Source organism: Nocardioides sp. Z35_8 (assembly GCF_059621125.1).
The window spans coordinates 1,044,451-1,062,165 of the sequence record NZ_JCAQIE010000001.1 but is presented as its reverse complement, the minus strand read 5'-3'; the positions used below and the strand labels follow the sequence as shown (position 1 = coordinate 1,062,165).

Here is a 17,715-nt window from a genome sequence, read left to right as displayed (position 1 = left end):
CGCCATGCGCCTCGCGCTCGCCGAGGCACGGGCCGCCCTGGCCGCCGACGACGTGCCGGTCGGCGCGGTGGTCCTCGACGAGTCGGGCGCGGTCGTCGCCACCGGCCACAACACCCGCGAGGCCGAGGGCGACCCCACCGGCCACGCCGAGGTGGTGGCCCTGCGCGCCGCGGCGGCCGCCCGCGGAGAGTGGCGGCTGTCGGGGTGCACGCTGGTCGTCACGCTCGAGCCGTGCACGATGTGCGCCGGCGCGGTGGTCCTCGCCCGCGTCGACCGCCTCGTCTTCGGCGCCTACGACGACAAGCTGGGCGCCGTGGGCTCGCTCTGGGACGTGGTGCGCGACCGCCGCCTCAACCACCGTCCCGAGGTCGTCGCGGGGGTGCTGGCCACGGAGTCCACCGCCCTGCTCGACGACTTCTTCGCCCGCCACCGCACGGTCGCCCCGCCCGCCGGCTGACCCGGCCCGACCCCGCTGACGCGGCCCGCCCGGCGACGTACGCTCGCTGCATGACCGTCGTGCGCCGCGCCGCCGTCGAGGACGCCGAGGTGCTCGGGCGCCTGCTGTGGGACTTCAACACCGAGTTCGACACCGAGACCGACGACGCCGAGGTGCTCGCGGGGCGCTTCGCCCGCCTGCTGGGCCTCGACGGCGTGCTCGCCGTGCTCGCGGAGGACACCTCCGACCTCGCGGTGGGGTTCGCCCTGGTCACGCTGCGCCCGGCGATCTGGTACGACGGCCCGGTGGCGCAGCTCGAGGAGCTCTACGTCGTCCCCGCCCTGCGCTCGCGCGGCGTCGGCACCCGGATCCTCGCCCTGTGCCGCGACCTCGCCCGCGACCTGGGGTCGCCCGAGATGCACATCAACGTCGACGAGGTCGACACCGACACCCGGCGCTTCTACGAGCGGCACGGCTTCGCCACCATCGAGGAGGGCTCCGAGCACCGCATGCTCTGCTACGTCGGCCCGACCGCCTGACCCGTCGCGCGCCCGGCCGCGACCATCTCCTCGACGCCCTCGCCCAGGCACTCCTCCAGCGCACCGAGGTCGGCCACCGCGCTCGCGTCGACGTTGACGCCGATGCACGCGGTGTCGGCGCAGGTCACCAGGCACACCGTCAGCGCCGAGCCGGGCAACGGCCCCAGGACGTACATCCCCTCCACCTCGGCCCCGGCCATGAAGCGTCGGCGTGGCGGGCCCGGCAGGGAGAGGACGAACGCGTCGGGGGCCGTGGCGGCGCGCAGGGCGGACGCCCCGACGACGGCCGGGAGCCGGTTGATCAGCGGCGCCGCGGCGTCGAGCACCTCGAGGGCCCGCTCGGTGTGCAGCGACAGCACCTCGCCGCGCACCGCCGCGACCCGGTCTACCGGGTCCTCGACGGCGAGCGGACCGCTGACCTGCGCGGTGGCGAAGCGGTTGCCGAGGTCGTTGGCGCGGGCCAGCGAGACGCGGACGCCCACCGGGATCTCGGCCACCGTGCTGCCGCGCCGCGCGTGGTAGCGCCGCAGCCCGCCGAGGACCAGCGCCACGGTCGTGTCGTCGACCGACCCCCCGGCGAGGCGGGCGACGGAGCGCAGCGGCTCGAGGGGGGCCCGGAAGGTGAGGAACCGCCAGCGCCGCCCCGTGCGCGGCGAGAGCTCCGGCGAGGGCGGCGCGGCCGGGGTGAGGAGCCGGCGCACCGAGGCGCCGTAGCGCAGCGTCGAGGCGACGGTCGCCTGCGGTCGCACCGCCGCCAGCGCGGCGCGGCGGGCGGCGGCGCGGGCGAGGTGGGGAAGCGCGGCGACCTCGGTGCGCAGGCCGGTGACGGCCAGGTCGACCGGGTCGGCGTCCGCCGGCGCCACGTGCTCCTCGCCGAGCGGCTTGAGCGGGGTGTGCGCGCGGCGATCGGACTGGAGCATCGAGAGCAGCTGCACCGTGCCGAGCGGGTCGGCGAGCGCGTGGTGGATCTTGAGGACGTACGCCGCCCCGCTCGGCATGCCGTCGAAGAGGACCCCCTCCCACAGCGGGCGCGACCGGTCGAAGGGTCGCAGCGCGATCTGTGCGGCCTCGCCGAGCATCTCCTCACGGCTGGCGACCCGCTCGCGGCGCAGGTGGTAGCCGAGGTCGAAGGTCGGGTCGTCGGCCCAGACCGGAGCGGCGGTCGGGACGGCCGGCTCGACGACGCGCTGGCGCAGGCGGCGCACCAGCTCGGTGCCCCACTCGGTGGCCGTTACGAAGCGCTGCCAGTCGGGCGCCCGGTCGAGGTCGATCACGACGGTGGTCGTCGACGACTGCACCGGGTGCCGCTCGGCACGCCACAGCAGGGTCTGCATCGGCGTCAGCTCGCCGCCGGTGGCCATCGACGCGGCCGCCACCCAGCGCTCGACGTCGGCGGGGGTGCTCATGCGGGGTCCCCGCGGCGTTGTTCGGGGGAGCGCAGCGGAGGAGAAGAAGGTCGTGGGGTGCTCATGCGGGCCACCTCGCGAGTGTCTGCTCGAACCTCGTGTGCAGCGCCGCGATCCGCTCGCTCATCTCGTCCACGCTCCAGTCGGTCTCGGGCTCCAGCACGCACGCGTCGACGACCCCCGGGTGGAGCACCATCGACCCGCGCCGCATCAGCTCCCCGGTGTTGCGGAGCACGATCGGCACCACCGGCACGCCCGCCTGGGCGGCGAGGTGGAACGCGCCCTTGCGGAACGGACCCAGCACGGGGGTCGGCGACCGCGTCCCCTCCGGGAAGATCATCAGCGAGGTGCCCGAGCGGATCCGCTCGACGACCCCGTCGAGCGTCGCGCGCGCCGACGCGGAGTCGGAGCGGTCGATCCAGGCCGGGTCGACGACCACCGAGCCGACGACGGCGCGGGGGTCCCAGCGCGCCTCCTTCTTCGCGACGATCGTGAAGTCGCGCTCGAGCAGGCGGCCCAGGACCGGGACGTCGAGCGCGCTCTGGTGGTTGGCCACGAAGATGGCCGGGCGGTGGGTCCACAGCCGCTCCCGGTGGAGCACGTCCAGGCCGACGCCGGCCAGCGCCATCGGCAGGTGGGTGGCGAGCCGGAGCGCGGCGTTGCGGCCCTCGCGCAGGTCGCCGCGCGCCAGCCCGTAGGCCAGCCCCAGGCCGACCCCCGCGTTCATGCCGGCCAGCGCGAGCGCCGTACGCCCGGCCGCGCGGAGCGAGCCGCCCACCGGGTCGGAGAGGTCGAGCACCGGCCACCCGAGGCGGGCGGCGGCGGCGCGCAGGTCGCGGTGCGGGTTGAGGGCGGTGGGGCGGCCCACCGAGGAGAGGAACGCGACATCCTCGTAGCCGTTGCCGTAGGCGTAGGAGTCGGCGAGGTCGAGCGCGTGCTCGCGGGCGAACGCACGCACCCCGCTCGCCTTGTGGCGGCCCCACAGCATGGGTCCGTCGGTGGCCCCGGTGAACTGGCCGTCCTCCACGACGAGGCGGGTGCAGACGAGGTGGTCGACGCCGAGGTCGCGGGCCACCGGAGCGACCTGGTAGGGCGTGGCGGCCGACGCGACGGCGACGGTGTGGCCGGCGCGCTGGTGCGCCGCGACGAGCGCGCGCGACTCGCGGCGGATGGTGCCGGCGATCTTGGCGCGGAAGAGCCGCTCACCGAGGTCGGCGAAGGCCTCCTCGGACTCGCCCCGCATGGCGGAGAAGGCGACGTGTGCGATGCGGGTCGGGTCGCCGCCGAGCTCGCCGTCGACGGCCGTGACGACGGTGCGCAGGAACTCGGCCGGAGAGACTTCGCGGCCCCGGAGCCGGTCGCCGTAGAACGTGGCGGCGGTGTAGCCGGCGACGAGGGTGCCGTCGAGGTCGAAGAACGCGCCCACCGACGGGCCCTGCGGCCCGGCCTCGATGGCCTCGATCGCCTCCTGCGCTGCCCTCGAGAGCCCGCTCACACGCGCTCCGCCCTCGGCACCGGCTGCCGCTGCGGCGCCGGGTCGGGGTCCGGGCCGGGGTCGGGCGTCGGCTCGGGGTGGCCGACCGTGACCGTGTCACCGGCCATCTCCCCGACGATGTTGACGCGCCGCACGGAGTCGCGCAGCTCGGCGGCGAACGCCTCCCGGGCCGACCCGACGCCCGCGCCCTCGGCGAGCAGCCCCCGGTGGCGGGCGAGCGCCAGCGCGGACCGGAAGAGCTCGAGCGAGATCGACTCCTGGCTCGCCACCCGGCGCTGCAGTGCCCACTGGCGGCCCACCGCGAGCGAGTCGGCGAGCAGCTCGTCCTCGTCGACCGGGCCGTCGCCGTGGTCGGCGAGCCGGTCGGCGACGACGAGGTAGGCGTCGAGGAAGGGGCGCAGCACGAGGTGGGCCAGGTGGGGCCGGGCCTGCACGAGCAGCTCGCGCGCCCGCGCGGGCGTCATCTCCGTGACGCCTTCGCCGGCCAGCAGCCGCAGCTCGGTGCGCAGCTCGGCCTCGAACCGGCCGCGCGAGGGGAAGAAGAACTCGAACTTGAGCAGGTCGCGCATCCGCTTCGCCTCCTCCCAGCCCACCTGGAGCTCACCTCCCGGCGGCAGCTCCGCGCCGGGCTCCAGCTCGCTGACGGTGAGGAGGGACAGCTCGCCGATCGCCCGGTCGACGAGCACGTGGATCACGGTGTTGCGGTAGAACGCGGCCACGAGGTGCTGGTCGTCCCCGATCTTCCAGACCGGCTCGGTGCCCTGGTCGTACGCCGTGAGCACGCCGCTGCGGGTCAGGTCGGCGAGGGCGCGCCGGATGGTCGCGCGGTCGCGGAGGTCGGCCGCCCCGGCGACCGGCCAGCGGCGCGCGTCGATGTAGGCGGCGAGCGGCTCGACCGTCTCGAGCACCTCGTCCACGGTCAGCGCCCGGTCGGCGCCGAGGAGGGCGAGGGAGACGATCGCGGTGGTGGTGACCGGGGTGGCCCGGTTGAGCCGGTGGGAGATGTCGAGCGCGACCCGCTCGACGGCCTGGTGGCCGGTGACGCCCTCGGCGGCGAGCTCGGCCATCCGCTCGCCGAGCGAGAACGGCTCGCCGACGGTGAGGTAGGCGCGCCCGAGGCGCTTGTGCTGGAGGCGGGCGAAGCGCACCAGCCAGCGCCAGTCCTCGGGCGTCTTGCTGGCGCCGCGCGCCTCCTCGGTCATCGACGAGACCTCGTGGAGCTGGTCGTAGACGACCGAGACCGGCACGACCTGCACGTCGGGGGCGTCGTCGTGCTCGTCCTGACCCTGCACGGTGTCGGTGAGGTACTTCAGGATCCCGTGCACCGGCGGGCGCAGCTTGCCCGTACGCGTCCGGCCACCCTCGATCGACCAGGCCAGGTTGCGCTTGTTGGCCACCAGCCGGCGGATGTAGGAGCGCAGCGCGAGGCGGTAGACCGGGATCTCCTGGGTGGCGCGGCGGATGAAGATGAGGCCGGTGCGGCTGGCGACGGAGCCGATGACCGGCAGGTTGAGGTTGGCGCCGCCGAAGGTGTAGGTCGGGGAGAACCGGCGTGCCCGCAGCACGTTGGGGATGACCATGCCGTCGAGGTAGGAGCGGTGGCTGAAGGCGAGGGCCAGGCTGTGCGTGCGGTCGAGCTTGCGCAGCTGCTGCACCTGGTCCTCGTCGACCAGGACGTCGTAGGCGCGCAGGAACCACTCGCCCATCCGCGCCCAGCCCTGCGACGCCCGGTCGTCGTGGGCGGCGCACATCTCGTGGAGGTAGCCCGTGACCTCCTGCCAGACCTCCTCCTCGGGGCGGCCCTGCTCGTCGGCGTGCGCGGCGACGGCGCGCTGGAACCGCTTGTCGTGGAGGAGCTCGGTGACCTCCGGGGGCGGCGCGGCCGGCAGCCGGTCCCCCACGCTCCTCGGCAGTGCGGCGCGCGCGAGGTCGCGGGCACGTCGGACGACAGCCACAGCCCCTCCTTCCCGCACGCGCGGCGGCGCGAGCACAGGCGTCCGCCGAAGTTACCGTCGTACGCGCTCCGTGACCACGGCATCGACGCACTTCGTGGACCACCCGCGGTTTTCGGCTCGCCCGACCTCTCCGGTAACGTTCGGCGCGGTGACGTGTCCGAGCGGCCTAAGGAGAACGCCTCGAAAGCGTTTGTGGGCGCAAGTCCACCGAGGGTTCAAATCCCTCCGTCACCGCCACCTGATGTCTCTGGACATCGGAGACTCCCGGATCCGCGACTCGCAGGTCCGGGAGTCGTCATTTCGCGGTCGTCGCGGCCCGATCGCCCTCATCGGTCGTCATCCCCGCTCGCCGTAGGCTCGGGTGCATGGCCGACCACAATCCCGCGCTGCGCGCCCTGGCCGAGTCGGGCCTCGACCACGAGGTCACCCGCCACGGCCGGGTCGGCTCCCTGGCCGAGGCCGCCGCCGCCCGCGGCGTGGAGCCGTCGGCGATCGTGAAGACGATGGTGGTGCGCCGCGGTGAGGGCGACCACCTGTTCGTGCTCGTGCCGGGCGACCGGGAGATCTCGTGGCCCAAGCTCCGTGCCCTGCTCGGCGTCAACCGGATCTCGATGCCCGACGCGGAGGCCGCGCGAGAGGTCACCGGCTACGAGCGCGGCACGATCACGCCGTTCGGGTCGAGGACGGCGCTGCCGGTGGTCGCCGACGAGCGCGTCACCGGCCGGACCGTCTCCATCGGCGCGGGCGCCCACGGCCTGGCGGCCACCGTCTCCGGCGACGAGGTCGTGGCCCACCTCCAGGCGCAGGTCGCGGACGTCACCGACCCCGCCTGAGCCCCACGTGAGCGGCCGGCAGGCGGCCCAGACGGGTCGCCTCTGGGGTGCCTCACGCGTGCATCCCGCTTGTACCGTGTCCGCGTGACCGCCACGGTGCTCGTCGTCGAGGACGAGCCCGACCTCGCCCAGATCATGGTGCTGGCCCTGCGGCGGGCCGGCTTCGAGGTGCTCGCCGTCGAGTCGGGGGCGGCCGCCGTCGCCTCGGCCCAGGACCAGTCGGTGGGCTTGGTCGTCATCGACCGCGGTCTGCCAGACATGGACGGGCTGGAGGCCGTCGCGTCGCTGCGCGCGGGCGGCTACCGCGGTGCGGTGCTCGTGACGAGCGGCAACGCCGGCGAGGCGCACGTCGCCGAGTGTCTCGAGGCCGGCGCCGACGACGTGCTCGACAAGCCGTTCTCCCTCGCGCAGCTGGTGGCGCGGGTGACGGCGCTCGAGGGACCTCCGACCCGGTGACCACCACCTGACCACCGCCTGACCGCCGCCTGAGCACTGCTCCACCCCCACCCGGCCACCGGGCACAATCGTCCGGTGCGTGCCGTGGTGTTCGACGAGGTCCGGTCCCAGCCCGAGGTCCGCGAGGTGCCCGCCCCGTCGGCGCCTGCCGGCGGCGTCGTCGTACGCGTCGCGGCGACGGGCATGTGCCGCAGCGACTGGCACGCCTGGGCCGGCCACGACGACGTCGCGCTGCCCCACGTGCCCGGGCACGAGCTCGCCGGGCACGTCAGCGAGGTCGGTGAGGGGGTGACCCGCTGGCGGGTCGGCGACCGGGTGACCGTGCCCTTCGTGTGCGGCTGCGGACGGTGCGAGTGGTGCCGCGGCGGCGACGCCCAGGTGTGCCCCGACCAGCAGCAGCCCGGGTTCACCCACTGGGGCTCGTTCGCCGAGCTCGTGGCCCTGCACGCGGCCGACGCCAACCTCGTCGCCGTGCCGGGGTCCGTCGACCTCACCACCGCGGCCGGCCTGGGGTGCCGCTTCGCGACGGCCTACCGCGCGCTCGTCGGCCGTGCCCGCGTGGCCGCGGAGGAGTGGGTCTGCGTCGTCGGCGCCGGCGGGGTCGGCCTCAGCGCCGTGATGATCGCCCGCGCCCTCGGCGCCCGGGTCGTCGCGGTGGACCGCACCCCGGAGGCGCTCGCCGCGGCGACGCGGATCGGCGCCGAGCACACCGTGCTCGCCGACGGCCGCGACGTGCCGGAGGCGGTCTCCGACCTGACCGGTGGCGGCAGCCACGTCGCTGTCGACGCGGTGGGCAGCGAGCAGACCTGCGCCGACGCGATCCTCAGCCTGCGACGTCGCGGGCGCCTCGCCCAGGTGGGGCTGCTGCCGCCGGTCGACGGGCACCCGCGCGTGCCGATGTCGCGGGTGATCGCGTGGGAGCTCGACCTGCTGGGCAGCCACGGCATGGCGGCCGTCGACTACCCGGCGATGCTCGCGCTGGTCGAGGCGGGCGAGCTGCGGCCCGACCTCCTGGTCGAGCGGACGATCGGCCTGGCGGAGGCCGCCGCACTCCTGCCCGTCCTCGACCGGGCGACGGTCGCCGGCATGACCATCGTCGACCCGTCGGTCTAGGGAGTCGGCGCGGATCGCGTCACACCCATCCAGCGCCCCACCGGGCCCTATTTGCACTGAGTGCAACAATTATCGGGTGCCGATGACCCTGCCCACCGACCGCCGCAGCGCGCTGCGTGCGGAGCGCCGACGGGCGATCCTCGACGCCGCCCGCGCGCTGGCCACCGAGCACGGCGCCCATGGCTTCACCGTCGAGCAGGTCGCCTCCCACGCCGGCGTCTCGCGGCGCACGGTCTTCAACCACTTCGCGGGTCTCGACCAGCTGCTCGTCGCGGTCTGCGAGCAGGTGCTCGACGAGGCGACCGCGGCGCTGCTCGACGACGTCGACCGCCGCACCGCCGAGCTGCCGCCCGGCGAGGCCGGCGCCCGCACCGCGCTCGACGCGGTCGGCGAGGCCACCCGCCGGGTCGACCTCCCCACGGCCATCGCCACCATCCACGTCGCCCTGGGCTCGCCGCAGCGTGGCGACGAGCGCGCCCAGGGGATCTCGCGCACCGCCTTCGAGCACGTCGGCGGCCGACTGCGCCAGCAGCTCCTGCGACGCGCACCCGACCTCGACCCGGTCGACCTCGACCTCAGCCTGGCGCTGCTCTTCAGCGGCATCACCACCGTCGCCGGGCTCTGGGTCGAGCGGCGTCCCGGCCTGGCCCCGCCCGTCCCGCCCACCGCCCGCACCGAGTGGGACGCGCTCCTCGACCGCGTCCTCCACCGGCTCCGGGTCGGCCACGCCGGCTGACCCACCCGACCCCCGCACCACAACGAAAGGCCCGACCTCCGTCATGGCTGAGCTCCTCTACCGCATCGGTCGCTTCTCGGCGCGCCGCCACTGGACCGTCATCGGTGCGTGGCTGGCGGTCCTCGCCCTCACCGCCGTCACCTACGTGTCGTTCGCCGGCGCGCTGACGTCCTCGATCTCGCTGCCCGACACCCCCACCACGCGGGTCTCCCAGCAGCTCGAGGAGGAGTTCGAGGGCACAGGCGGCGGCAACGGCGCCCTCGTCGCCGAGACCACCGACGGCTCGGCGTTCACCGCCGACCAGCAGCGCGAGCTGGTCGACCTGCTCGACCGGATCGCGGACGTCAAGGGCGTCGCCGAGGTGACCGACCCCTTCCGGACCCAGCAGCAGGTCGACGACTCCGCACGGCAGGTCGAGAAGGGCGAGCAGCAGCTCAAGGACGGGATGGCCGAGCTCACCGAGGCGCAGGCGCAGATCGACGCCGGCCGCCAGGCGCTCGCCGACCAGCGTCGCCAGGCGCGTGAGGCCGGCATGCTCGACGCCGTGCGCCCGCAGCTGCGGGCGGCGCAGCAGCAGCTCGACGAGGGCCAGGCCGAGCTCGACCGGCAGCGCGCCAAGGTCGAGGAGCAGGCACCCACGCTCGAGGACGGCGCGACCCTCTCGCGGCTGTCCTCCGGCTATCGCACGGTGTCCGAGGACGGCTCGGCCGCCGTCGCCAACGTGGTCTTCGACGGCCCGACCAACGAGGTCACGACCGAGACCAAGGCCGAGATCGAGGACCTCGCCGCCGATGCCGGCATCGCCGGGGTGGCGGTGCACCCCTCGCAGGAGATCGCCCAGACCGTGCCGTCGATCCTCGGCCCCGGCGAGATCGCCGGCGTCGTGATCGCCGCGATCGTGCTGGCCGTCATGCTCGGCACGCTGGTCGGCGCCGCCCTGCCGCTCATCACCGCCCTGCTCGGCGTGGGTGTCGCCTCGCTGGCGTCGCTGTCGTTCTCCGGGCTGGTCGAGTTCGTCTCGGTCACGCCGGTGCTCGGCGTCATGCTCGGGCTGGCCGTCGGCATCGACTACTCGCTCTTCATCATCAACCGCCACCGCCGGCAGCTGAAGCAGGGCGCCGGCCTGCACGAGTCGATCGGGCTCGCCAACGGCACCTCCGGCAACGCGGTCGTGTTCGCCGGCGTCACCGTGATCGTCGCGCTCCTCGCGCTCAACGTGACGGGCGTCGACTTCCTGGGCCTGATGGGCACCGTCGGCGCCGTCGCCGTGCTCGTCGCCATCCTGATGGCCGTCACGCTCACCCCCGCGATCCTCTCGCTCGTCGGCATGCGGATCCTCAAGCGGCGCGAGCGCGAGCGGCTGGCCGCGGGCGAGCGTACGCACGACGGCGACATCACCGACCGCGACCGGCCGATGCGCACCTCCCGCGCCTGGGGCGTGCTCGGCCTCGGCATCGTGGCGCTGCTGGTCGTGGCCGCCCCGGCGACGCAGATGCGCCTGGGGCTGCCCGACGGGTCCACCCAGCCCCCCGAGTCCTCGGGCTTCCGGGCCTACGACGTGCAGGCGGAGCGCTTCGGCGAGGGCTACAACGGCCCGCTGCTCGTCGTGGCCGACCTGCCCGGCGCGATCAGCGAGGACGAGGTGCTGCCCGAGCAGGCGGCGGTCGCCGAGCGGATCGGCGAGATGTGGGCCGTCGACGCCGTCGTGCCGATCGGCGCGTCGCAGGACCGCACCTCGCTCGCCTTCCAGGTGATCCCCCGCGAGGCGCCCTCCAGCGAGTCGACCGAGGCCCTCGTGCAGGACCTGCGCGAGCTCACCCCGCAGACCGTCGACGGCGACGAGGTGACGCTCGGCGTGGCGGGCAACGCCAGCGCCAACATCGACATCTCCGAGCAGCTCTCCGACGTGCTGCCGACCTACCTGGCCCTGGTCGTCGGGCTGTCGCTGCTGATCCTCGTGCTGGTGTTCCGCTCGATCCTGGTGCCGCTGACCGCGACCCTCGGCTTCGTGCTGTCGCTGCTCGCCGCCTTCGGCGGGATCACGGCGATCTTCCAGATCGGCTTCCTGGCCGACCTGTTCGGCGTGCACGCGCCCGGACCGGTGCTGAGCTTCCTGCCGATCATCGCCACCGGCATCCTGTTCGGGCTGGCCATGGACTACCAGCTGTTCCTGGTCTCGGGGATGCGCGAGGCGTACGCCCACGGGGCGCCCGCCCGGGTCGCGGTGCAGCACGGCCTGCACGCCGGCCGCGCGGTGGTCACGGCCGCGGCGATCATCATGATCTCGGTCTTCGCCGGCTTCATCTTCAGCCACGACGCCACCATCAAGCCGATCGGCTTCGGGCTCGCCTTCGGCGTGCTGCTCGACGCGTTCGTCGTCCGGATGCTGCTGATCCCCGCCGCGATGCACCTGCTCGGGGAGAAGGCCTGGTGGCTGCCCGGCTGGCTCGACCGGATCCTGCCCGACGTCGACGTCGAGGGCGCCCAGCTCGAGCGCAGCCACCCGGTGCACACCGGCGAGGACGTGCCCGCGAGCTGACCGGATGGTCGTGGGGGTCCCGGTGCGGACCGGGGCTCCCACGGCAGCTCACGCGTGGACCACAATGGTCACGTGACCGAACCCCGCGCCGTCCACACCTGGCTCACCGACATGGACGGCGTCCTGGTGCGCGAGGAGGACCCGATCCCCGGCGCGAAGGAGTTCATCGCCGCGCTGCGCGAGCAGGACGTCCCGTTCCTGGTGCTGACCAACAACTCGATGTTCACCCCGCGCGACCTGCGCGTGCGGCTGCTGCGCAGCAGCGGCATCGACGTGCCCGAGAGCGCCATCTGGACCTCGGCGCTCGCCACGGCCCAGTTCCTCGATGACCAGCGCCCGGGCGGGTCGGCGTACGTCGTGGGCGAGACGGGGCTGACCGCGGCCATCCACGACATCGGCTACGTGATGACCGACCAGGGCCCCGACTACGTCGTGCTCGGCGAGACCCGCACCTACTCGTTCGAGGCGATCACCCGCGCGATCCGGCTGATCAACGGCGGTGCGCGCTTCATCGCCACCAACCCCGATCCCAGCGGACCCAGCGTGCACGGGATGCTGCCGGCGACGGGGTCGGTGGCGGCGCTGATCAGCACCGCGACCGGACGCCAGCCCTACTTCATCGGCAAGCCCAACCCGCTGATGATGCGCAGCGCCCTCAACCGCATCGACGCGCACTCCGAGACCACGGTGATGATCGGCGACCGGATGGACACCGACATCATCAGCGGCCTCGAGGCCGGCATGCGCACGATCCTGGTCGCCACGGGCGCCACCCAGCGCCACCAGGTGGAGGACTTCCCCTACCGCCCGACGCTGGTCGTCGACTCGATCGCCGACGTGGTGCCCTACGTCGCGCAGAGGCGGCTGCCCGAGGACGCCTGACGGCGTCCGCGCGCGCAGCTCCCCGCGGTCAGCTCAGCGGCCGCGGGTGCAGCAGGTAGCCGCGCCGCCAGGCCCGGTGCAGGACGACCGCCGCGACCACCGCCCCGGCGCAGCCGAGCGTCAGGTCGCCCAGCGTGTCGGCGTAGGCGAACTGGCGCTCGGTCGAGCGGCTGATGAAGGCGAAGAACTCCGCGACCTCCCACGCGATCGCCGCGGTGGCCCCGAAGGCGAGCGCGCGCTCGAGCACCCGCCCGAACCCGACGTCGCGGGACAGGGTGAGCAGGATGAACGCCGCCGCGAGGAGGCCGGTGTTCATGAAGTGCATCCAGTCGTCGAACCACACGACGGTGTCGTAGAGGTCCATCCGGTTGCCGAGGATGTCGGTGAAGCAGGTGATGGTGATGAGCAGGTCGGAGACCCAGGGGAACGAGATCCGGTCGCGCCACAGCGCCCACCAGAGCACCGGCAGCGTGAAGGAGATCAGCGGGTAGCCGACGGCCCGCATCCCCGCCGCCTTGTCGCGGAGGTTGGCCTGGTCGGGATAGAGCACCGCGAAGGCCAGCAGCAGGACCAGTGCGCCCTTGGCGATGACGTTGGCCGTCTTCGCCAGGGCCGGGGTCACCGGATGCTCGATCGCTGCCTCAGTCACACGTTCCCCTGCCGCCATGGCGCCACGACGGTCGGGCGTCCGCGGCATAGTGTGGCAGCACCGCGCGGGGGCCTCACCACGTGGCTGCGTGGCACTCCCGCGCCGGGTGGTCCTCGACCTGGAGCGTGGCGTGGTCGATGCCGTGCCCGTCACGCAGGGCCGCGCGGGCCGCGGTGAGCACCACCTGGGCGTCGGCCCCCACCCGCAGCACGAGGTGGGCGGTCGCCACGTCCATCCCGGAGGTCAGCGTCCACACGTGCAGGTCGTGCACCTCGGCCACCCCCGGCACCTGGTCGAGGTCGCGCACGACCGCGTCGAGGTCGACGTCGTGCGGCGCGTGCTGCCCGAGCACGGCCAGCACCTCTCGTCCGAGCAGGAGCGCGCGCACCGCCACGAAGGCGCCGATGGCGACGGCCACCAGGGTGTCCCACTGGCCGACGCCCGTGAGGGCGACCAGGGCGCCCGCGACGAGGACGCCGACGCTGCCGGCGGCGTCGGCCATCACCTCGAGGTAGGCGCCCCTGACGTTGATCGACTCGTGCGCGCCGCCGTGCAGCAGCACCAGGCAGACGAGGTTGACCGCCAGCCCGACGGCGCCGACCACCAGCAGCGGGCCCGAGGCGACGTCCACGGTCTCGCCCCAACGGCGTACGGCCTCCACCACGACGTAGACCGAGACGCCCAGCATGATCAGCACGGTGAGGCCGGAGGCGAACACCTCGGCGCGGTAGGAGCCGTAGGTCCGACGGCCGGTGTCGTCGGGACGGGTGGCGATCCGCGTCGCGACCAGCGCGGCGCCGAGGGCCACCACGTCGGCGGCCATGTGCCCGGCGTCGGAGATCAGCGCCAGCGAGCCGCTGACCAGGCCGACCACCAGCTCGACGACGAAGAACGCCGCCACCAGCCCGAACGCGACCGCCAGCCGCCAGCGGTGCCGGGCACCGGCGTGTCCGTGTCCCGCGCCCATCCGGTCCTCCGTCGCCCGCAATCCGTATCATCGGCTCTGAGCGATGCTAGCGGTCGCGCGCGTCGGCGTCGACGGGCCGGCTGGTGCGGTCACCGGTCGTCCTGCGACAGGCGGCGCCGGTTGGGTCGGCGGCGGCGCGTACCGGAGGATGGGGCCTCCCGCCCGCCCGCACCCCAGGAGTCCGGTCCGCCATGAGCACCTACGCCCCTCCCGGCGAGCCGCAGGAGCGTCCGCTGGCCACCGGCCTGCTCGTCGGCGGTCTCGTCGGCCTGCTCGCCGCGACCGTGCTGCTCGTCGAGCGGATCCGGCTCGCGCAGGACAGCGACTACGTGCCGACGTGCAGCATCAACCCGGTCCTGAGCTGCGGCAACGTCATGGAGTCGGCGCAGGCGGCCCTGCTGGGGTTCCCCAACCCGGTGATCGGCGTGGCGGCGTTCCCGGTGGTCGTCGCCACCGGCGCCGCGATGCTCGCCGGGGCGCGGCTGGCGCGGTGGTACTGGCTCGGCCTGCAGGCCGGGGTCACCGCGGCGATGGCGTTCGTCGCCTGGCTGGTCTTCCAGAGCCTCTACCGGATCGGGGCGCTGTGCCCCTACTGCATGGTCGTGTGGGCGGTGGTGATCCCGCTGTTCTGGTACGTCACCGCGCGCAACGCCACCGCGGGCGTGCTGGGGCCTCCCGACGGGCGCCTCGCGAGCCTCCTGCGCGACTGGCGCGGGCCGCTGGTCTTCGGCACCTTCCTGCTCGTCGTGCTGCTCGTCCTCGAGCGCTTCTGGTCCTACTGGTCCTCGCTGCTCTGAGGCCGTCGGCTCAGGGATGCCGCTCCTCGTAGTGGTGCCCGGAGCTGACCCCGGTGAGGGCGAGCAGGCGCTCCGCGCTCTCGAGGACGCCCTCCAGCTGCGCCTGATGGGTGAGCGACCACAGCGAGGCGCGCCCCTCCGGGCGTGAGGTCACCAGGCCGCAGTCGCGCAGGCAGGCGAGGTGCTGGGAGACGGTGCTCTGCGCCAGGCCCAGGTGTGCCGTCAGGTCGACGACCCGGTGCTCGCCCAGCGCGAGGTGCCGCACGATGAGCAGCCGCGACGGGTCGGACAGGGCGTGGAAGAGCCCCGCCTCCGCCGTCAGCCCGGACGCCCCCGCTCTCATCGCCACCCGACGATGCTAGGCCATCCGGAGGTCGTTCCGCGGGGCCGCTCGCCTAACCTGCCCCGGTGGAGAGGCGACTGCTGGCGGACACGCGCCCACTCGCCAACCCCCACTTCAAGCGGCTGTGGCGCGCCAACATCATCACGGTCATCGGGGCCCAGCTGACCGTCGTGGCGGTCCCCGCGCAGATCTACGCGATGACCGGATCGTCGGCCTACGTCGGGCTGACGGGCGTCTTCGGCCTGGTGCCGCTGGTGGTCTTCGGCCTGTGGGGCGGCGCGCTCGCCGACGTCTTCGACCGGCGCACGCTGCTCCTGATCACCACCACCGGGCTGATCGCGACCAGCGCCTGCTTCTGGCTGCAGGCGGCGCTCGGCGCCGAGGACGTGTGGCTCCTGCTGACGCTGTTCGCCGTGCAGCAGGCGTTCTTCGCGGTCAACCAGCCCACCCGATCCGCGCTGCTGCCGCGGATCATCGAGCCGGAGCTGCTGCCCGCGGCCAACTCGCTCAACATGACCGTCATGCAGGCCGGCGGCATCGCCGGGCCGCTCGTCGGCGGCGCACTGATCCCGCTGATCGGCTTCTCGTGGCTCTACCTGCTCGACACGATCACGCTCTTCGCGACCCTCGGTGCCGTCGTACGCCTGCCGCCGCTGCCCGTCCTGGGCGTCACCGTCACGCCGGGCATCCGCGCGGTGGTCGACGGCTTCCGCTACCTGCGGACCCAGCCGGTGCTGATGATGTCGTTCGTCGTCGACATCATCGCGATGGTCTTCGGCATGCCACGCGCGTTGTTCCCGGAGATGGCCGACGTCGACTTCGGCGGGCCCAGCGAGGGCGGGCTGGCGTTCGCGCTGCTCTTCGCGGCGATCCCGGCCGGCGCGGTGGTCGGCGGCGTCCTGTCCGGCTGGGTCTCGCGCGTCGAGCGGCAGGGCTATGCGGTGATGGTGTGCATCCTCGTGTGGGGGTTGGCGATGGTCGGCTTCGGCGTCGCCGCCCTGCTCGCGCCGGCCGCACCGGCGCTCTTCCTCGGCGTCGCGGTGCTGATGCTCGCGGTCGGCGGCGCCGCCGACATGGCCTCGGCGGCCTTCCGTACGTCGATGCTGCAGGCCGCGGCCGACGACTCGGTCCGCGGCCGGCTCCAGGGCATCTTCATCGTCGTCGTCGCGGGTGGCCCCCGCGTCGCCGACGTCGCCCACGGCGCCACCGCCGCGGTCACCGGGGCAGCGGTCGCCGCGGCCGGCGGCGGGGTGCTGGTCGTCGTCGGCACCGTGCTCGCGGCCCTCGCCGTCCCGGCGTTCGTGCGCTACCGGGTGACGCGGGCGGCCTGAGCCCCCGCCCTCCTCGCTGTTTCACCAAGGTATGTCGGCGAACCAGCACTTCCCGGGGTGAGTGGACGCCGGGAAGTGCGGGTTGACCGACATACCTTGGTGAACCGACCGCGCGTCGGCGACCGGTGAACCGACCGCGGGTCGGCGACCGGTGAACCGACCCCGTCGGCGGGTGCTGCGGGTCAGACCACGCGGGTCTTGGGCGTCCCCTCGGCGGTCTTGCCCGGGTCGCGTACGACGACCGAGCCGAGGGCGTCGTCGATGCGGGACATCACGTCCGCGTCGAGCTTCACGCCGGCGGCCTTGACGTTGTCGGCGACCTGCTCGGGGCGGGAGGCGCCGACGAGGGCAGCGGCGACGTTGTCGTTCTGGAGCACCCAGGCGATCGCGAGCTGGGCCATCGTGAGGCCGCAGTCCTTCGCGATCGGCTCGAGGTCCTGCACCGCGGTGAGCACCTCGTCGCGCATGAAGCGCGAGATCATGTCGGCGCCGCCCTTGGTGTCGGTGGCGCGCGAGCCCTCGGGCGGGGCCTGGCCGGGCTTGTACTTGCCGGTCAGCACGCCCTGCGCGATCGGGCTCCACACGATCTGGGAGACGCCGAGCTCCCGCGACGTCGGCACGACCTCGTCCTCGATGACCCGCCAGAGCATGGAGTACTGCGGCTGGCTGGAGATCAGCTGGAAGCCGAGCTCCCTCGACAGCTCCACGCCGGCGCGGATCTGGTCGGCGGTCCACTCGCTGACGCCGATGTAGAGCGCCTTGCCCTGCCGGACGATGTCGGCGAAGGCCTGCATCGTCTCCTCGAGCGGCGTCTCCACGTCGTAGCGGTGGGCCTGGTAGAGGTCGACGTAGTCGGTCTGCAGCCGCTGGAGGGAGCCGTCGATCGACTCCATGATGTGCTTGCGCGAGAGGCCGGTGTCGTTCTTGCCCTTGGGCCCGGTGGGCCAGTAGACCTTGGTGAAGATCTCGAGTGACTCGCGCCGCTCGCCCTTCAGCGCCTCGCCGAGCACCGTCTCCGCCGCGGTGTTGGCGTAGACGTCGGCGGTGTCGAAGGTCGAGATGCCCTCGTCGAGCGCGGCGCGCACGCACTGCGTGGCGACGTCGTTCTCGACCTGGGACCCGTGGGTGAGCCAGTTGCCGTAGGTGATCTCAGAGATCTTGAGTCCGCTGTTGCCGAGGTATCGAAACTCCATCCCCCCAACCTAGCGACGGGTGGGGCGCACCCGTGCGCCGTCCCG

At 73.7% G+C, this 17,715-nt stretch carries 17 protein-coding genes and 1 tRNA gene; 11 read left to right on the top strand and 7 right to left on the bottom strand.

Annotated elements, in window-relative coordinates; translation table 11 throughout:
- The first annotated feature begins 4 nt into the window (after window positions 1-4).
- Both AC54T2_RS05110 and AC54T2_RS05105 read left to right on the top strand, forming a co-directional pair.
- Complete coding sequence (locus AC54T2_RS05110; RefSeq protein WP_489976002.1) at window positions 5-457, top strand: deaminase; 453 nt, start codon at window positions 5-7, stop codon at window positions 455-457.
- A 50-nt stretch (window positions 458-507) separates the two neighbouring features.
- Window positions 508-975 (top strand): GNAT family N-acetyltransferase, encoded by a 468-nt coding sequence (locus tag AC54T2_RS05105; RefSeq protein WP_186339814.1) that lies wholly within the window; start codon window positions 508-510, stop codon window positions 973-975.
- Here AC54T2_RS05105 and AC54T2_RS05100 read toward each other — a convergent pair.
- From AC54T2_RS05100 to AC54T2_RS05090, 3 genes are all read right to left on the bottom strand, one after another.
- Window positions 954-2,381, bottom strand: a complete 1,428-nt coding sequence (locus tag AC54T2_RS05100; RefSeq protein ID WP_496665688.1) for a wax ester/triacylglycerol synthase domain-containing protein — start codon at window positions 2,379-2,381, stop codon at window positions 954-956. The two genes, AC54T2_RS05105 and AC54T2_RS05100, sit on opposite strands and share 22 nt — an antisense overlap.
- Before the next feature lie 61 nt (window positions 2,382-2,442).
- Window positions 2,443-3,876, bottom strand: coding sequence for an HAD-IB family hydrolase (locus AC54T2_RS05095; protein ID WP_496665687.1), 1,434 nt, complete (start codon window positions 3,874-3,876; stop codon window positions 2,443-2,445).
- Window positions 3,873-5,831 carry a lysophospholipid acyltransferase gene (locus tag AC54T2_RS05090; protein WP_496665686.1) on the bottom strand — a complete coding sequence of 653 codons (1,959 nt, stop codon included), beginning with the start codon at window positions 5,829-5,831 and terminating at the stop codon, window positions 3,873-3,875. The genes AC54T2_RS05095 and AC54T2_RS05090 overlap by 4 nt, the downstream gene beginning before the upstream one ends.
- Before the next feature lie 147 nt (window positions 5,832-5,978).
- Here AC54T2_RS05090 and AC54T2_RS05085 point away from each other — a divergent pair.
- From AC54T2_RS05085 to AC54T2_RS05055, 7 genes are all read left to right on the top strand, one after another.
- Window positions 5,979-6,068: transfer RNA gene (locus tag AC54T2_RS05085), tRNA-Ser, on the top strand.
- A 128-nt stretch (window positions 6,069-6,196) separates the two neighbouring features.
- Entirely contained in the window at window positions 6,197-6,664 is a 468-nt protein-coding gene (locus tag AC54T2_RS05080; RefSeq protein ID WP_186339810.1) for an aminoacyl-tRNA deacylase, read from the top strand.
- An 84-nt stretch (window positions 6,665-6,748) separates the two neighbouring features.
- Window positions 6,749-7,120, top strand: coding sequence for a response regulator transcription factor (locus AC54T2_RS05075; RefSeq protein WP_186339809.1), 372 nt, complete (start codon window positions 6,749-6,751; stop codon window positions 7,118-7,120).
- 75 nt (window positions 7,121-7,195) lie between these two features.
- Window positions 7,196-8,233, top strand: coding sequence for a zinc-binding dehydrogenase (locus AC54T2_RS05070; protein ID WP_489975444.1), 1,038 nt, complete (start codon window positions 7,196-7,198; stop codon window positions 8,231-8,233).
- 82 nt (window positions 8,234-8,315) lie between these two features.
- On the top strand, window positions 8,316-8,969 hold the full coding sequence (locus AC54T2_RS05065) for a TetR/AcrR family transcriptional regulator (RefSeq protein WP_186339807.1): 654 nt from the start codon (window positions 8,316-8,318) through the stop codon (window positions 8,967-8,969).
- 43 nt (window positions 8,970-9,012) lie between these two features.
- Window positions 9,013-11,508 carry an MMPL family transporter gene (locus AC54T2_RS05060; RefSeq protein ID WP_489975443.1) on the top strand — a complete coding sequence of 832 codons (2,496 nt, stop codon included), beginning with the start codon at window positions 9,013-9,015 and terminating at the stop codon, window positions 11,506-11,508.
- 111 nt (window positions 11,509-11,619) lie between these two features.
- Window positions 11,620-12,390, top strand: coding sequence for an HAD-IIA family hydrolase (locus AC54T2_RS05055; protein ID WP_489976001.1), 771 nt, complete (start codon window positions 11,620-11,622; stop codon window positions 12,388-12,390).
- Window positions 12,391-12,418: 28 nt separating this feature from the next.
- On the opposite strand, the gene AC54T2_RS05050 is transcribed toward AC54T2_RS05055, so the two are convergent.
- Together AC54T2_RS05050 and AC54T2_RS05045 are read right to left on the bottom strand one after the other, a co-directional pair.
- Complete coding sequence (locus AC54T2_RS05050; RefSeq protein ID WP_186339805.1) at window positions 12,419-13,039, bottom strand: DUF2238 domain-containing protein; 621 nt, start codon at window positions 13,037-13,039, stop codon at window positions 12,419-12,421.
- Between the two features lie 73 nt (window positions 13,040-13,112).
- Entirely contained in the window at window positions 13,113-14,006 is an 894-nt protein-coding gene (locus AC54T2_RS05045; RefSeq protein ID WP_186339804.1) for a cation diffusion facilitator family transporter, read from the bottom strand.
- A 191-nt stretch (window positions 14,007-14,197) separates the two neighbouring features.
- Here AC54T2_RS05045 and AC54T2_RS05040 point away from each other — a divergent pair, with 191 nt between their 5' ends.
- A complete protein-coding gene (locus tag AC54T2_RS05040) occupies window positions 14,198-14,803 on the top strand; it encodes a vitamin K epoxide reductase family protein (protein WP_489975442.1) in 606 nt (201 codons plus the stop codon).
- Window positions 14,804-14,813: 10 nt separating this feature from the next.
- On the opposite strand, the gene AC54T2_RS05035 is transcribed toward AC54T2_RS05040, so the two are convergent.
- Window positions 14,814-15,146 (bottom strand): ArsR/SmtB family transcription factor, encoded by a 333-nt coding sequence (locus tag AC54T2_RS05035; protein ID WP_186340374.1) that lies wholly within the window; start codon window positions 15,144-15,146, stop codon window positions 14,814-14,816.
- 65 nt (window positions 15,147-15,211) lie between these two features.
- Here AC54T2_RS05035 and AC54T2_RS05030 point away from each other — a divergent pair, with 65 nt between their 5' ends.
- Complete coding sequence (locus AC54T2_RS05030) at window positions 15,212-16,477, top strand: MFS transporter (protein WP_186339802.1); 1,266 nt, start codon at window positions 15,212-15,214, stop codon at window positions 16,475-16,477.
- 182 nt (window positions 16,478-16,659) lie between these two features.
- On the opposite strand, the gene AC54T2_RS05025 is transcribed toward AC54T2_RS05030, so the two are convergent.
- Window positions 16,660-17,670, bottom strand: coding sequence for an aldo/keto reductase family protein (locus tag AC54T2_RS05025; RefSeq protein ID WP_186339801.1), 1,011 nt, complete (start codon window positions 17,668-17,670; stop codon window positions 16,660-16,662).
- Between the last annotated feature and the right edge of the window lie 45 nt (window positions 17,671-17,715).

Coding starts and splice junctions, on each gene's coding strand:
- AC54T2_RS05035 (WP_186340374.1), bottom strand. CDS start 15,146: ATGAGAGCGGGGGCGTCCGGGCTGACGGCGGAGGCGGGGCTCTTCCAC.
- AC54T2_RS05100 (WP_496665688.1), bottom strand. CDS start 2,381: ATGAGCACCCCCGCCGACGTCGAGCGCTGGGTGGCGGCCGCGTCGATG.
- AC54T2_RS05060 (WP_489975443.1), top strand. CDS start 9,013: ATGGCTGAGCTCCTCTACCGCATCGGTCGCTTCTCGGCGCGCCGCCAC.
- AC54T2_RS05065 (WP_186339807.1), top strand. CDS start 8,316: ATGACCCTGCCCACCGACCGCCGCAGCGCGCTGCGTGCGGAGCGCCGA.
- AC54T2_RS05110 (WP_489976002.1), top strand. CDS start 5: ATGCGCCTCGCGCTCGCCGAGGCACGGGCCGCCCTGGCCGCCGACGAC.
- AC54T2_RS05080 (WP_186339810.1), top strand. CDS start 6,197: ATGGCCGACCACAATCCCGCGCTGCGCGCCCTGGCCGAGTCGGGCCTC.
- AC54T2_RS05025 (WP_186339801.1), bottom strand. CDS start 17,670: ATGGAGTTTCGATACCTCGGCAACAGCGGACTCAAGATCTCTGAGATC.
- AC54T2_RS05045 (WP_186339804.1), bottom strand. CDS start 14,006: ATGGGCGCGGGACACGGACACGCCGGTGCCCGGCACCGCTGGCGGCTG.
- AC54T2_RS05040 (WP_489975442.1), top strand. CDS start 14,198: ATGAGCACCTACGCCCCTCCCGGCGAGCCGCAGGAGCGTCCGCTGGCC.
- AC54T2_RS05055 (WP_489976001.1), top strand. CDS start 11,620: ATGGACGGCGTCCTGGTGCGCGAGGAGGACCCGATCCCCGGCGCGAAG.
- AC54T2_RS05105 (WP_186339814.1), top strand. CDS start 508: ATGACCGTCGTGCGCCGCGCCGCCGTCGAGGACGCCGAGGTGCTCGGG.